Here is a 13587-nt window from a genome sequence, read left to right as displayed (position 1 = left end):
GCGTGTCGGGTCTGCGATGGCGGACCCGGCGCCACGCGCATAGCATCGCCGCAGTGCAACCAGGCGACCCACCGATCCGGGATGTCCCTGGCCCGGGCTCGCGGGCGCTGCCGATTGCCGTCGTCGGCCTCCTGGCCGTGGTGATCGCCGACCTCATCACCGGCGGCACCGCGCTGACGATCATCGCGGTCACGCTGCTGGCTGCCGTGGTCTTCGCGCTGATCCGCGCCCAGCGGACGCTCGCCCACACGGCGCAGACGCTGGTCGTCGAGCGCGACGCCGAGCGGACGGCGCGCCGCCGCGCCGACCTCGTGGCCGCCGTGAGCGAGCTGCTGGAGTCGATGCTCGAGCCGCGGGTGATGGTCGAGCGCCTCACCGAGCTGTTCGTGCCCCAGCTCGGCGACGTCGCCGTCCTCGACCTCCTCCAGCGCGACGGCACGCTGCGTGGTGCAGTCACCGCCGCCGTCGATCCGGCCGTCGCCGACGACCTGCGCCGGCTGCGCGAGGAGCATCCGCTGCAGCTCACGAGCAACCATCCGGTCGCCACCGCGCTGCGCACGCGCGAGCCCGTGCTGCTGCAGAACCTGGCCGACAAGATCCATCACTACACCGCCAGCGCCGAGCACATCGCTCACGTCCTCGGATCCGACTACCAGTCGGTGGTGGTCCTGCCGCTGATCGGCCGCGGAGCGACCTTCGGCACGCTGTCCTTCGTTCGCGGTGCCAGCCGCGAGCCGTTCACCGACGACGAGGTCCAGCTCGGCCGCGACCTCGCCGCCCGTGCCGCCCAGGCCCTCGACAACGCACGGCTCTTCGACGACTTGCGCCGCGCCGAGGGGCGGCTGGAGGCGATCGTCGAGAACCTCGGCGAGGCGATCGCCGCGATCGCGCCCGACGGCAGCCTGCGCTTCGCCAACGGCGCGGCCGCCGAGTTCGCCGGCGTGCCGGACGTTCCCGCGCTCATCGCCCTCGGCAGCGCGGCCCTGCTGCGCCGCTGGATGGTGCTCGACGAGCACGGCGCGGAGATCGCGATGGAGGACCTCCTGGTCGTGCGCGCGCTGGCCGGCGAGACGCCCGGCCCGCGGCTGCATCACGCGGTCGACCGTGAGACCGGCCACGACCGTTGGCTGTTCACCCGCGCCGTGCCCGTGCACGACGAGACCGGGGCGATCGACTTCGTCGTCTGGGTCGGAGAGGACGTGACCGCGGTCAAGCGCCAGGAGGTGCGCGAGCGGCTGCTCTCGAACGCCAGCAAGCTCCTCTCCTCCTCGCTCGACGCCGACGCGACGATCGACAAGGCGGCGTGGGCGGTCGTCCCGGAGCTGGCCGACTGGGCGCGCATCGACCTCCGCGACGAGCGTGGCGCGCTGGTGCAGATGGCGGTCGCCCATCGGGATCTGGAGCGCGTCGAGCTGCTGCACGAGTGGCGTCGCGACTTCCCGCCCGTGGAGTCCGACGACCGCGGGCCGGCCGAGGTCATGCGCACGGGGACGTCGATCGTGTGGGCCGATGTCGATCCCGAGGACGTGGTCCGTTACGCCCAGTCGCCGCGCCACGCGGAGCTGATGCGCATCATCGACACCCGCTCGATGCTGATCGTCCCGATGGTCGTGGGCGACCAGGTGATCGGGACGATGCAGCTCGCGACGACCTCCGAGAGCGGGCGGATGCTCGGCACCGCCGACCTCGAACTGGCCGAAGAGCTCGCGCGGCGCGCGGCCATCGCGGTCGACCACGCGCGCGTGCACGCGGTTCGCACGCACATCGCCACGACGCTGCAGCGGTCGCTGCTGCCGCCACGCCTGCCGGTGATCCCGGGCTTGGAGATCGCGGCGCGCTTCCGCGCGGCGGGCACGGCGACCGAGGTCGGCGGGGACTTCTACGACCTCTTCGAGGCGCGCGAGCGCTGGATGGTCATGATGGGCGACGTCACCGGCAAGGGCCCGGGGGCGGCGGCGATCACCTCACTGGCGCGCTACACGATGCGTACCGCGGCCCAGTACGAGGACGACCCGACCGCGATGCTGCGCCGCCTGAACGCGACGCTCGGCTCCGACCCCGAGCGGCGCCAGATCTGCACCGCGGTCTGCGTCGGCGTGCGGCCACCGACCGAAAACGCGCCGGAGGTCGGGCTGCAGATCGTCTGCGCCGGGCACCCGTCGCCGCTGCTGGTGACGGCCGACGGCGAGGTGCGGCCGGTCGGCCGGCCGGGCACACTGCTCGGCGCCTTTGCCGACGGACGCTGGAGCGTCGCCGACGTCGCGCTGGGGCTCGGCGACGCGCTCGTCCTCTACACCGACGGCGTCACCGACACGCGCGGGCCCGACGGCCGCTTCGGCACCGAGCGCCTGGAGGCGCTGCTGCGCACCATCGGCCCGGCGGACGCCGAGACGATCGCCGGCGGGATCGACGCGGCGCTGCAGGAGTTCGGCGAGCAGCGCGACGACGTCGCCGTCCTGGTGCTGGCGGGAACGGCAGACGGCGCGCCGCAGACGGCCGTCGCCGGCGGCGCGCCCGACACTCGCGCGGCCTGACCTCCGGGCACGGTCAAAAGATTCGTCCGGAACGTGCGGCATGCTCGCGCACGCATCGTTGACCCACCGGGCCAACGGGCGTGGCATGCCGCCTTCGAGGAGGGTCATGGAACGGTCGCTACCGATCTACGCCAGTACCGCCAGCCGCCGTGGCCACGGCCGCGGATGGTCGCGTCGCCGACGCCGCTGGGCGCGCCTCGTGGGCCCGGGTGTCATGGGCTTCGCCGCCGCGCTCGTGGCGCTGCTGGTCGTGGGCGCCGAGCGCCTGGGCTAGCTCTGACTTCCAGCAGTGCCGGCTGCATGCAAAATGCATGGAATGCATGCACAATGCTATCGTCGCTCCATGATCAACGTCCAGGTCCGCGGAGTCCCCGACGACGTCCATCGTCAGCTGAAGTCTCAGGCAGCACTCGCCGGGCAGTCCCTCAACGAGTTCCTCCTGGCACGGATGACCGACATCGCGCGCACGCCGACAGTGCCGCAACTGGCTGAGCGCATCCGCGGACGGGAACGCTACGACGGCCCGTCGAGTGCCGCCGTCATCCGCGCCGCGCGTGACGCCCGTTGATCGTCATCGACGCGTCGGTCCTCACCGACTTCCTCTTAGGCCGCGACAAGGCGACCGAGGCGATCGACCGCGAGCTGGCGGGGCGCGAGCACGATCCCCTGCACGCACCCGAGGTCGTCGAGCCCGAGACACTCAATGCACTACGAAGTCTCGTCAGGGCCAGGGCCGTCACTGACCAGCGCGCAGACGAAGCGGTTGACGATCTCGGCGTGATTCGGCTCATTCGCTACCCGCACGACCCGTTGCGCGCGCGCATCTGGGAGCTCCGCCACAACCTCACCGCGTACGACGCCGCCTATCTGGCACTGACCGAGGCGCTCGACGGCGCGGTCCTCATGACCGGCGACCCCGGTCTCGCGACCAGCGCGCGCGCCGCGCTCGGCGACGATCGCGTGCGGCACGTGTCCTAGACCGTCGCGGGCTCGCGCGGGAGCGGCGGTGGCTCGGCCTCGGCGGCGATGTGCTCGCTGCGCCCGGCTGCCAGGTAGGACCAGATCAGCGCGTTCCAGGTCAGGCAGACCGAGGAGACGTGGAGCCAGACGGTCCAGGACGGGTAATTGAGGATGTGGTACTGGAGCGTTCCGATGGCGCCGGTCAGCGCGACGCAGAGGCAGACGGCGGTCAGGGGACCGGAGAGGTCGCGGGCGCCGCGGATGCGGGCGTAGAGCCAGAGCGCGACGGCGGCGACGCCGAAGACGGCGGCGACGCGGGCGTGGACCATGATCACCGTCTTGAAGGTGTCGTCGCCGAAGATGCCCAGGCGCGAGACGGTGTCGTCGGTGCCCTCGCCGCCGGCGTAAGGGCCCGAAGCGGTCACCGCGGTGCCGACCACGACGACCACGCCGCCCGCGACCGTCAGCGCGCGGGTGAGGCCAACCAGCAGCGCGTCGTGGACCGGCGTCTGCGGTTTGCCGGAGCGCTCACGCACCACGCGCCAGACGAGCGTCATCGCCACGACCAGCGTGGCCATCGAGAGCAGGAAGTGGCTCATGACCGTCACGGGATTGAGGCCGGTGAGGACCGTGATCCCGCCCAGCACGGCCTGGATCAGGACGCCGACGGCGAGCAGCGCGCCGAGAACGGTGAAGTCGCGGCGATAGGGCCGGCGCAGCAGCGCGAAGGCGAGGCAGAGCAGCGCGGCGATCGAGACCGGCGTCGTGATCATCCGGTTGCTGAACTCGATGTAGGCGTGGCCGTTGGACGGCGTCACCGACGTGCCGTTGCAGCGCGGCCACTCCGGGCAGCCCAGACCGGACCCGGTCAGCCGCACCGCGGCGCCGGAAATGACGATGAGGGTGAACAGCACCAGCGCCGACCACGCGGCGTAGGCGTGTACGCGGGGCGAGACGGGCCACCGCTCGCGCAGGCGATCCAGACGGGACATGCGCCCGACAGGATGACAAGTCGAGGCGCCCGGCGGAGCCGCCGGTCAGGAGCGGCCGGGGAGAACGTCTTGGAGCCACCGCGCAAAGGCGGGGCCGTCGACGTCCGGAACCGCGAGCCGGGGCAAGGCGTAGGGGTCGGTGCTCGCGTGCACGAGACCGGGCGCGTTGACGGTGGCGTGCGTGTAGCCGGCGGCGCGGGCGGCGGCCTTGGTGGCGTCGTCGACGTCCACGCCGGGGACGCCGAAGGGGTAGGAGAAGATCGTTGGGCGCTTGGCCTCGCCGAGCCAGGAAGCGAGGTCGCCGGCGCTGCCGGTCAGCTCGCCGGCCCGGACCGGGGCCGGCGCGTGGGCGAGGCTGAGGTGCGTGCGGCCGTGGGCCTGGACGGCGAAGGGGCCGGCCGTGGCGAGCGTGACGAGCTCATCGGGCGTCAGCGGGCGGTCGCGGTCCGGCGGCTGGGGTGCCCCGTCCTGGCCGGCCCAGGCTCGGAGTTGGGCCAGCGCGCCGGCGATCGTCGCGCGGTCGCGGGTGCGCAGCGCGGCGTGCACGTGGCCCCGAACCGCAGCGCGCTCGTCCTGTGTGTGCGGCGCCCAGGCGCGCGCGCCCTCGGGGAGGTCGAGGGTGAGGATGTCGCGGTCGTCGCCCTCGGGGCTGGCCAGCGCCGCATCGACGCCGTCCCACCAGTAGCCGACGCCGGTGGCGATGTGGCTGGTGGAGGCAAAGAGCGTGGCGGGGATGTGTGCCGCGGCCAGCGCCGGCAGGGCATGGACCAAGTTGTCGTGGTAGCCGTCGTCGAAGGTGATGGCCACGGCGTGGGGACCGGCCTCGCCGGCGATGACGGCCTCTAGTGGCGCTGGCGTCCAGCCAGTCGCGAGCGCCTCGAGCTGCTGGGCGAAGTGCGCGGGCGTGACGGCGAGGCCGAGCGGATCGGGGCCGATGTCGGCGACGCGGTGGTAGAGCAGGATCGCGCCGTAGAGGGTGTTAGGTGACGCCGCACGGTGGCGCGTGCGGCGGGAGCGCGTAGCGAGGGCCGGCGCGTCGGCGCGGCCGAGGCGCGGCTCGCGCAGCGCGAACGGCGCCGGGGAGGCGCCGCCGGAGCGCGGTGTGCGCAGCGGGTGCGGCAGCGGCGCCGGGACGTCGGCGCGCAGGCTGGTCGAAGAACGATCGGGTTGGAGGCCGCGGTGGGCGAGCGCCGGGCCGAGGATGGCGCCGGTGCCGGCGGCAGCCCAAGCGGTACGGTCAATCGCGGCGGCGCGGCGCCCCCGTAGGAGATTGATCGCAGCCGACGCCGCAGCACGCGCCACCAGGGCCGCGCCGGTCTGGCGATCGGTGGAGCCAAGGACCGCAGCGCGAGCACCGGTCTGGGCGCGACGGCGCAGGAGCTCGGCGGGGCGCAGCGCGGACAGGTCGCGCATGGCCGACATCCCAGGCGCGGCGACGATCTTCCAGCCCGCATCCTGCAACTCATGCTGCGCGCGACGCTCCTCGCCCACGCTGTCACGCGCGGCCGCGTGTCCGCGTGCAGGGAAGAAGCCACCGACGCCGCGCAGCGCCGCAACGCGGAAGGCGACACTGCCGCCTGGGAACGGCCCGGATCGCTGCGGATCGCCATCGTGCAGGCCGAGCACCTCGGCGTGGCCTGCGTCATCCAGCCACGCGGGTGCGCCGTCCGCCCGCAGGGCCCCACCGGCCACGCCGACCCGCGCATCGGCGAACGCCTCGAGCACCGCCGCACCCCACCCCGGATCAACCCGTACATCATCCTCGACCAAGGCCATGATGTCGCTCTCGGCCGCGAGGTCGAGAGCGCGGTTGCGCGCCGCCGCCCACGCGCCCGGCCGCTCCAGGACGACCGTCAACGCATCCTCGACGCCGGCAGCGCGCAGCGCCGCCACCGCCGGGCCACCATCGGCGCCCGGAGCCACCACGACAACAACGCAGACCCTCACGCCACCACCACTCGTAGCCATCGAGGGACGACGGTGGTCATGGGAGCTCTCGCAGTGCGGTCGCCAGCGCCGTGGCGGTCGCCGACCAGCCAGAGGCGATGTGGGCGAAGCCGGCGCGGGCGCGTTCGGCGCGCAGTGGGAGATCGGCGAGCAGGGCCTCGACCTCGTTGGCGGCGGCGAGCGGCCCGGACGCGAACGACGCGGTCGCGCCGAGCGCGACGCGGGTCGGCGCGTCGTCGGGTGCGACGATCGTCTGGCCGCAGACCAGCATCGCCACGGCGGCCGGCCGCCAGCCGCGGACCGGCGGGGCAAGCGCCACGGTCGCCGAGGCGAAGGCGTGCGCGAGCGCGTCGCCGCCGGGTTCGACGCCCAGAAACGGGAACGGCAGCTCGAGATCCTGGCGCACGCCGCTGACCGCGAACGTCAGGTCGTCGCGGCGCCGGCGCAGCTCAGCCGCGGCGAGCAGGCCGAACGGCTCGTCGCCATGCACCAGCACGAGGTCTTCGCGGCGATGGACTGGGAGCGGCGTGTAGGCGGCGTCAGCACCGCCGGGCAGCGAGCCGTCCAGCCACGGCGGACCGAGCACCTCGATCCCCGCCGTCCACCCCAACCCGACCAACGGCGCCGGCGCGCTCGTCGCCAGCACGGCGCGCGCCCGGACCCCGGCGGCGCGGAGCACCGCGGGCGCCGCCGGCCAGCCGGCCGCGAGGACGACATCGGCGCGCGCAGGGTCATCGCCGTCCGCAACAACCTGGACAACAACACCCTCGCCCTTCAACGCCTGCAACAACTCCGCAGGCACCCCGGCCTCACGCGCCTCGACCTGCCCCGGCCCGAGCACGAGCGCCACATCGAGCCCATCACCAGCTCCCAGCGGGCGATCGGCCAGCGGCGCCGGCCCGACCCGCAGCAGCTCCCCCAGCGCCCACGGCACCGCCGGCGCAACGCCCTCATCGCCCCCGCCGCGCCGGCGTCGCAGCGCCGGCACGGTCAGACCGCCCCGCGGTCGCGGTGGGCGTAGGCGATCGCGGCGCGCAGACCCACGTCGACCTGAGCCGCCGCACGATCCCACGTGCGCTCGGCCCGCAGCGCAGCGCCTTGCACCGCCCGATCGGCACGCAGCGCCGGATCCGCCAGCAACCGCTCCAGCGCGTCGGCGATCGCGATCGGGTCAAGCGGCGCGAAGTCCACCGGCCCGCCGCGGCCGAAGGCGGCGACCACGCTCGGCGCGTCCAGCTCCACACAGGCCAGCCCACAGGAGAGCATCTCCTGGGCGACCAGCGAGTAGTTGGTCATCGACAACACCAACCCGACCGTCGCCTCCGCGTAGACCGCCGGCAGCGCCGGCTCGGGAACGACGCCGAGGTTCTTGTAGGGGAAGTCGACGCCCGGATCGCCACCGTGCCCGAAGAGCCACGCCTCGACCTCCGGGCGCCGGTCGTGCAGCTCGGCCAGCGCGGCCAGCGCGACAGGCACCCCGCGGCGCGGCGTCGTCGAGCGCGCGTAGGCCACCACCACGTTGGAGCGCCGCTGCACCTCCGGCAGCGGTCGGTAGCGCTCGCCGTCGATGCCCAGGTCAAACGGCGTGGCAGGCAACCCGTACAGCTCGCCCATCGTGTCGGCCAGCCACTGGCCCGCGGTGATCGGGTACAGGTCGTGCCGGTAGGAGTCATCGGCCCACGCCCGCTGCACGCTGGTCCCGAAGAACTCCGGCTCGTGGTCCTGCACCAGATACGCGCGCCCCGCCGCCGGCAGCGTGCGCACCCGCGCGACCGTCTGCCAGCCCGTGGCGACCGCCACGTCAGCGCCCGCAAACGCCTCCAGCCCGTACGCGACGCTCGCCGTGAACGGCCCGAACCACGCCCGCAGGTCGCGCACCGCGCCGTCCGCCCCACCAGCGCAGCGCCCGCCTGGGTCGTCGATCCACAGCGAGCACCGGTGCCCGCGGCGCTCCAGCGCGCGCACGAGGTTGGCGATCGTCATGTGCCCACCGCTGCCCTGCTGAAAGAACGGGACGACGAACGCCACGTGCAGGGCCACGCCCTCGGCCGGCGCATCCAGCGCAACGCCCGTGGGCGCGCGCAGCAGCTCTCCCAGCACCCGGGCCTCGACGTACTCGTCGTTGACGAATGGCCCGCTGGCCATCCGCTTCAACCTCGTCTTGATCCCGAGCCCCATCTAGCGGCGCCCCGCCACGGCACGGCGCACGATCTTCAGTGGCCCCTTGGACAGCAGCGACTCGATCCGGCGCATCCGCACCTCCAACCGCTCGTGATCGCGCTCGGCCGATTGATGGCGCTGCATCGTCGTCCGGATGTCAGCGGCCATCGAGGCCGCCGAGCCCGTCGGATCCGGCAACGGCGCCGCCACGATCCGGCCGAGCGCGAGCGCAAGCATCGCGGTCGACTGCTCGGTCGACGGCCACGACCGCGCGGTGCGCAGCGCGCCGACGCGCAGACGGTGCAGCAGCCGGCGGTCGCGCGCCAGCAGGTCGAGCAGCCGCGATGTGCCGCGCTCGTCGTCCCAACTGGTCAGCAGCGCGTTGCGGCCGTCGGAGATGTACTCGTCGTGCCCCGTGACCGGCGTGGTGATGCACGTCGCGCCACAGTGAAAGCCCTCCAGCGGCGGGCCGGCCATCCCTTCCACGCGCGAGAGCTTCAACACCACGTCGGTCTTGGCGTACAACGCGGCCATGCCGGGCGCGTCCAACGGCCCGACGACCTCGTCGGCGCCCGCGGGCACCGGCCCGTGAACCACCGCGCCATCAGCGCAGACGAGCGTCACGTGCGCCGGCTCGCGCATCGCGCCGGCCGCGGCCAGCGCCTCGTCGACGCCCTTGAACGGCACGCCCGGCCGCCCCTCCACGAGCACCCGCAACGGACCGTCGACCCGCGGCGAGGGCGCCGCCTCGCCGGCCGGAGGAGCAAAGACCGACTTGTCAATGCCATTGCGAACGTAGTGCACCAGGAACCCGTTGCGGGTCCCGCGCAGCGCTTCGAGCTGGTCGGCGATCCAGCGCGCCTCGGTGATCATCGCCACCGGCAGCGCATGGGTCATCGCGGCCGCCGCGCGCTCCGCCGTGTCGGCCCCGTAGAAGCGATCCTCCATCGACTGCACGAAGTAGGCGTAGCGTTCGGCAGCCAGCTCGTGGAGCTGCAGCGTCGTCTCCCACCAGGTGGCGACCGCGACGTCGAAGCGCTCGTCGCGCACGCCGTCGAGCTCCAGCACCGGCAGGCCGTCAAGCTCCTCATAGCCGTGCTCGCTGGTGGCGCGGTCGGCGCGCGTGAGCACCAGCACCGCATCGATGCCGTGACGCTCTCGCAGCCGCCGGGCGTGGCCAACGACGACGCCGACGCCGCCGAAGAGATCCAGCGCGGGGACGAGAAACGCGACGCGCATGACGGTCCCTTAGTCCGAGGTGACGGGCGCCTCGAGCTGCGCGAGGCGCGCCTCGAGGTAGGCCAGGTCGCTCTCGCGCCGGCGGGCGTCGGTGCGCTCGGCGTCGAGGTCGGCGGCACGGGCCAGCGCGACCGGGACGAGACGGTCGGCGCCAACGCCGAATGCCAGCAGGTGATGAGCGGGCGCGCGGTCGGCGCCGATCACCATGCTCCCTAGCGGCGCGCTCTCCGCCTCGGCGCCGGCCGGCACGATCGCCGCCGCGCGCACCGGGACCTGCCGAGCGGCGATCGCGCCGGCGGGCAACAGGCGTCGCAGCTCCTCGGCCGCACCGGCCGACCACGCGCTGCGACGGTGCGGGTCGTCCAGCGCGCCGGCGGCGTCGTCGGGCACGCTCAGGACGACCGTCGCGGTCTCCCCCAGCCCGAGCAGCAGCTCGACGGCGGTGGTGAAGTCGGCGAGCTGGTGCAAGACGTCGAAGCAGGTGACGACGATCGGGCCGTCGGTGCCGACCTCGGCGACGGCAGCGCGCACCGCGTCGGCCCCTGAGCCCGAAGACAGGTCTGCCTCAATCGCGGCGACAACCTCGACCCCGACCTCGCGGCGCGCCTCGGCCAGCGCGTCGGGCTCGTGGTCGACCAGCAGCGCGCGCGCGCTGACCGATGCTTCGCGCAGCGCAGCGCCGGCGGCGACGCCGGTCCCGCATCCGAGATCGACCCAGAGCGCGGCGTCGCGCAACAACGGCGCGGCATAGGCGTACCGGAGCTCGGCGTCGACCCGGTCGGCCGGAGCGGTCCCGCGCGTCACACGGGCTTCCCAAGTCGGCATCGCGGGCAGCGTAACGTATGCCCCTCGATGGCTCGTCCCGCCGGCTCGCCCTATCCCGCACCGCCTGAGGGCGCACCGCTGCGCTTGGCGTTCGTCGGCCAGCAGACCTACTTCCGCGCCTGCGCCCTGGACGAAGACTCGGCCCGGATCCGCACGGCGTTCATCGACTACCGCGACGGCCGCGACCCCGACCTCATGCGGGCGCAGTTGGCCGCCTTCGCGCCCCACGCCGTCGTCGTCTTTCGCCCCGAGACCGTCCCGGCCGGGCTGCTGGCCGACCTCGCGGTGCCGATCCTCGGCTTCCTGACCGAGCCGATCTCGCGGGAAAGCAGCGGCGGGGCGCTCCATTGGGACCTCGAAGAGCGCCGCCGCGCGATGGCCAAGCTCGACCGCGCCAACGTCGACCGCCTGATCTCCTTCGACCCGCTGATCGTGCAGACCGTCGACGAGGTCATGGACGTCTGGCGCTCGCTGCCGATCCCGGTCGCCGACCGCCTCTACCGCCCGGTCCAGCGTGTCAACGGCACCCCGCGGATGCTCTTCGTCGGCCGCTCGACCGTGCACCGCGAACGCTTTTTGATCGATGTCAAACACCGCTTTGACTGCCTGCACGTCGCCTTCGGGATCCAGGTCGAGGAGCTCGAGGAGCTGCTCGACGCCCACCAGATCACCTTCAACATCCACAACGAGCCGTACCCGAGCTTCGAGAACCGCGTGCTCTTGCATCTCGCCGCCGGCCATCTGGTCATCTCCGAGCCACTCAGCCCGACGCACGGCCTGGAGCCGGGCTTCGACTTCGTGCAGGTCAGCCATCCCGAGGATCTGCTCGCGGTGGCGACCGAGGCGCGCGCCTTCCCGGACGCCTTTCACCGCATCCGCGTGCGCGGCCGTCAGAAGGCCGAGCTGGTCCGCGCGTCGCGCGTCTGGCCGGCGCTGATGCGCGATCTGCTCGCAGATCTGCAGGCCTTCGGCACGCACCGCGAGGTCGCGGTCAGCGTCCCAGCACGCGCTTGACGCGCGCCACGGCACGCTGACGCGCCAGCCGGACGCGATAGCGCAGCCCGCGCAGCGCCAGCGCGTACTTGATGGCCTTCTGCTCGGCGAGCTGCTCGCGCAGGTCGCGCTCGATCTCCAGGCGCCACTGCGCCTCCTGGCCCTCGCTGGTCACCGACGAGAAGTCCGAGACCAGCCGCCGCCCGGCCGCAGCGACCGACGGCGGCGACTCATCGGCCACGCGACGCAAGGCCATCGCCATCCACTGGGAGGACTGGCGCCAATCCGGCCACGCCGTCGCAGTCCGCAACGCCCCACACCGCAGCTCGTGCAGCAGCCGCCGGTCGCGCGCGAGCAGGTCGAGCGTCCGGGCGGTCCCGCGCAGGTCGTCCCAGCCGACGACCAGGCCATTGACCCCGTGCTCGACGTACTCGTCGTGGCCCGTCACCGCGGTGGTCACGACGGTCGCGCCCATGTGGAAGGCCTCCAGCGGCGGCCCATACATCCCCTCGGCGCGCGAGAGCTTCAGCAGCACGTGGCTGTCGGCGAAGAGCGCCGCCATCTCGCTGTGGCTGAGCCCGCTGACCACGCGATCGACGCCCGGCGGAGGCTCCGTCGGATGGGGCGAGACCCAGGTGACGTGGGCCGGCTCGGCCATCGAGGCGACCGCCGTCAGCGCATCGTCAACGCCCTTGTGGACGTAGCCCCGCGCACCCTCGAGCACGACGCGCAGCGGCTCGCCGTCGGCAGCGATCGGGACCTCCGGCGGCGAGGCGAAGACGTCCTTGGGGATCCCGTTGCGGACGTAGAGCACGCGGTTGCCGGGCTGGTAGTCCTCCAACAACTCAGCTAGCCAGCGCGCCTCGGTGATGAACCGCACGGGCAGCGCGGTGGTCATCGCTGCCGCGAGCTGCTCGGGCGCGCCCGTCGGGTAGGTCGAGTCCTCCAACAGCTGGATGAAGTAGGCGTAGCGCTGTGCGCGCAACGCGAAGAGCGCTGAGGTCGTCTCCCACCAGGTAGCCAGCGCGACGTCCCAATCGATCTCCAGCGCCTCGTCGAGCGTGAGCACCGGCACCTCGCCCAGACCGCGATAGCTCCAGTCGGGGTGCTGCTGGGGGCGCGACAGGACCAGCTGCACGTCCAGGCCGTGATGGCGTCGCAGCTGGGCGGCGTGCTCGACGATCACACCGACCCCGCCCGAGAGCTGGAGATCCTGGAGCACAAACGCGACGCGCACTGGTGACCTATCGTACGGACGCGTGCGCCGCGACGACCTCCCGTACGCCTTGCCCGAGCCTGGCGCGCCGGTGCGCGTGGCGTTCGTCGGCCAGCGCACGTACTTCGAGCCGTGCGCGCTCAGCGCCCCGGCCGGCGGCCTCATCCCGTCGTTCATCGACTATCGCGGCGGCAGCGAGACCGGTCCGCTGCACGACGCGCTCCGCCGCTGCGCGCCGCATGTCGTCGTCGTCTTTCGCCCTGATGCCCTGCCTGCCGGCGCGCTGGACGGCGTCGACGCGCCGGTGCTGGGCGTCCTGACCGAGCCGCTGCCACGCAGCGATCGTGAGCCGCACCCCAACTACGACTACAACCTGGCCGAGCTGGGCCGGATCGACCCCGGCAACGTCGACCGCGTCATCGGCTTCGACCCCTACGGCTGGGACGCGGCGGCGGAGCTGCTGCCGATGTGGCGCTGCCTGCCGCTGCCCGTCGACGACCGGCTCTACCGGACGCCGCGGCCGTCGCACCGGCCGCCGCGGGTCATCTTCATCGGGCATTCGACGATGCACCGCGAGGAGTCGCTGCTCGGGCTCAAGCATGAGTTCGACGTGCGCCACTACGCGCATGCGCTGATGGGCGCCGAGCTGTGCGACACGCTCGGCACGGCGGACGCCGGCATCGCCCTGCACGGCGAGCGCTGGCTCTACTCCTTCGAGAGC

At 73.2% G+C, this 13587-nt stretch carries 13 protein-coding genes; 6 read left to right on the top strand and 7 right to left on the bottom strand.

The genetic code is table 11. From position 1 onward, the window contains the following. The first annotated feature begins 53 nt into the window (after positions 1–53). The 4 genes from VGO10_RS11735 (at position 54) to VGO10_RS11720 (ending at position 3512) form a co-directional block, all read left to right on the top strand. Positions 54–2534, top strand: coding sequence for a SpoIIE family protein phosphatase (locus VGO10_RS11735; protein WP_327468456.1), 2481 nt, complete (start codon positions 54–56; stop codon positions 2532–2534). 106 nt (positions 2535–2640) lie between these two features. Next, positions 2641–2808, top strand: coding sequence for a hypothetical protein (locus tag VGO10_RS11730; protein ID WP_327468454.1), 168 nt, complete (start codon positions 2641–2643; stop codon positions 2806–2808). A gap of 69 nt (positions 2809–2877) precedes the next feature. Next, positions 2878–3102, top strand: coding sequence for a FitA-like ribbon-helix-helix domain-containing protein (locus VGO10_RS11725; protein WP_327468451.1), 225 nt, complete (start codon positions 2878–2880; stop codon positions 3100–3102). Further along, positions 3099–3512 carry a type II toxin-antitoxin system VapC family toxin gene (locus tag VGO10_RS11720; RefSeq protein ID WP_327468449.1) on the top strand — a complete coding sequence of 138 codons (414 nt, stop codon included), beginning with the start codon at positions 3099–3101 and terminating at the stop codon, positions 3510–3512. The genes VGO10_RS11725 and VGO10_RS11720 overlap by 4 nt, the downstream gene beginning before the upstream one ends. On the opposite strand, the gene VGO10_RS11715 is transcribed toward VGO10_RS11720, so the two are convergent. Genes VGO10_RS11715 through VGO10_RS11690 form a run of 6 tightly spaced genes read right to left on the bottom strand, consistent with a single transcriptional unit; the run spans position 3509 to position 10657 of the window. After that, positions 3509–4486, bottom strand: a complete 978-nt coding sequence (locus tag VGO10_RS11715; RefSeq protein WP_327468447.1) for a COX15/CtaA family protein — start codon at positions 4484–4486, stop codon at positions 3509–3511. The two genes, VGO10_RS11720 and VGO10_RS11715, sit on opposite strands and share 4 nt — an antisense overlap. Positions 4487–4531: 45 nt before the next feature. Further along, a complete protein-coding gene (locus VGO10_RS11710) occupies positions 4532–6433 on the bottom strand; it encodes a polysaccharide deacetylase family protein (RefSeq protein ID WP_327468445.1) in 1902 nt (633 codons plus the stop codon). A gap of 37 nt (positions 6434–6470) precedes the next feature. Beyond that, positions 6471–7421: a hypothetical protein gene (locus VGO10_RS11705; protein ID WP_327468443.1), complete on the bottom strand. Its 951-nt coding sequence runs from the start codon at positions 7419–7421 to the stop codon at positions 6471–6473. Positions 7422–7423: 2 nt separating this feature from the next. After that, entirely contained in the window at positions 7424–8578 is a 1155-nt protein-coding gene (locus VGO10_RS11700) for a glycosyltransferase family 4 protein (RefSeq protein WP_327468441.1), read from the bottom strand. Between the two features lie 33 nt (positions 8579–8611). Continuing rightward, positions 8612–9832, bottom strand: a complete 1221-nt coding sequence (locus VGO10_RS11695) for a glycosyltransferase (RefSeq protein ID WP_327468439.1) — start codon at positions 9830–9832, stop codon at positions 8612–8614. Between the two features lie 9 nt (positions 9833–9841). Continuing rightward, positions 9842–10657: a hypothetical protein gene (locus VGO10_RS11690; RefSeq protein WP_327468437.1), complete on the bottom strand. Its 816-nt coding sequence runs from the start codon at positions 10655–10657 to the stop codon at positions 9842–9844. 27 nt (positions 10658–10684) lie between these two features. Between VGO10_RS11690 and VGO10_RS11685 the strand changes: the two genes are divergently transcribed. After that, positions 10685–11671, top strand: coding sequence for a hypothetical protein (locus tag VGO10_RS11685; RefSeq protein WP_327468435.1), 987 nt, complete (start codon positions 10685–10687; stop codon positions 11669–11671). On the opposite strand, the gene VGO10_RS11680 is transcribed toward VGO10_RS11685, so the two are convergent. Then, positions 11649–12887, bottom strand: coding sequence for a glycosyltransferase family 4 protein (locus VGO10_RS11680; protein WP_327468433.1), 1239 nt, complete (start codon positions 12885–12887; stop codon positions 11649–11651). The genes VGO10_RS11685 and VGO10_RS11680 overlap by 23 nt on opposite strands. Positions 12888–12909: 22 nt before the next feature. On the opposite strand from VGO10_RS11680, the gene VGO10_RS11675 reads away from it, so the two are divergent. After that, positions 12910–13587, top strand: a 678-nt coding sequence (locus VGO10_RS11675; protein WP_327468431.1) for a hypothetical protein, incomplete at its 3' end; no start/stop codon positions are given.

The sequence above is a fragment of the Baekduia sp. genome, assembly GCF_035996765.1.
GTDB lineage: Bacteria > Actinomycetota > Thermoleophilia > Solirubrobacterales > Solirubrobacteraceae > Baekduia.
Note: the sequence above shows the minus strand (reverse complement) of the source record. Positions and strands in the feature narration are given on the sequence as shown.

Excerpts from the sequence above, each read along its gene's own strand:
- VGO10_RS11700 (WP_327468441.1), bottom strand. The coding sequence starts at position 8,578 with ATGGCCAGCGGGCCATTCGTCAACGACGAGTACGTCGAGGCCCGGGTG.
- VGO10_RS11685 (WP_327468435.1), top strand. The coding sequence starts at position 10,685 with ATGGCTCGTCCCGCCGGCTCGCCCTATCCCGCACCGCCTGAGGGCGCA.
- VGO10_RS11690 (WP_327468437.1), bottom strand. The coding sequence starts at position 10,657 with ATGCCGACTTGGGAAGCCCGTGTGACGCGCGGGACCGCTCCGGCCGAC.
- VGO10_RS11730 (WP_327468454.1), top strand. The coding sequence starts at position 2,641 with ATGGAACGGTCGCTACCGATCTACGCCAGTACCGCCAGCCGCCGTGGC.
- VGO10_RS11715 (WP_327468447.1), bottom strand. The coding sequence starts at position 4,486 with ATGTCCCGTCTGGATCGCCTGCGCGAGCGGTGGCCCGTCTCGCCCCGC.
- VGO10_RS11725 (WP_327468451.1), top strand. The coding sequence starts at position 2,878 with ATGATCAACGTCCAGGTCCGCGGAGTCCCCGACGACGTCCATCGTCAG.
- VGO10_RS11695 (WP_327468439.1), bottom strand. The coding sequence starts at position 9,832 with ATGCGCGTCGCGTTTCTCGTCCCCGCGCTGGATCTCTTCGGCGGCGTC.